Source organism: Campylobacter coli LMG 9860, assembly GCF_000254135.1.
Lineage (GTDB): Bacteria > Campylobacterota > Campylobacteria > Campylobacterales > Campylobacteraceae > Campylobacter_D > Campylobacter_D coli.
In genome coordinates this window covers 1-245 of sequence record NZ_AINS01000187.1, presented here as the reverse complement: position 1 = coordinate 245, position 245 = coordinate 1, and the positions used below count along the sequence as shown (strand labels likewise).

1 protein-coding gene is annotated in these 245 nt (G+C 33.9%); it reads left to right on the top strand.

All coding sequences use genetic code 11. From position 1 onward, the window contains the following. A partial coding sequence (locus tag CCO88_RS10055; protein ID WP_002841149.1) for a 6-hydroxymethylpterin diphosphokinase MptE-like protein occupies positions 1-245 on the top strand: 245 nt, incomplete at both ends.

Below are 245 nucleotides of genomic sequence, written 5' to 3'. Positions count from 1 at the left end.
TGTGCTACGCATCCTAATGTCGCGCGTAGTTTAAAGGCTGAAAATTGTATGATTGTTTTAAGAAATAAAGCCCTTTACCAACGCTTTAACTTTAATGACTTTGGCTATATAGATACGGGTACTCATGTAAGTCATTTTTCTTATACTTTAGCTTTGGCTTTGGGATTTAAAAATATCATCATGATAGGACAAGATTTAGCCTTTGATGAAGAAGGAAATTCACACTCAAAAGGTTTTGATTTTGG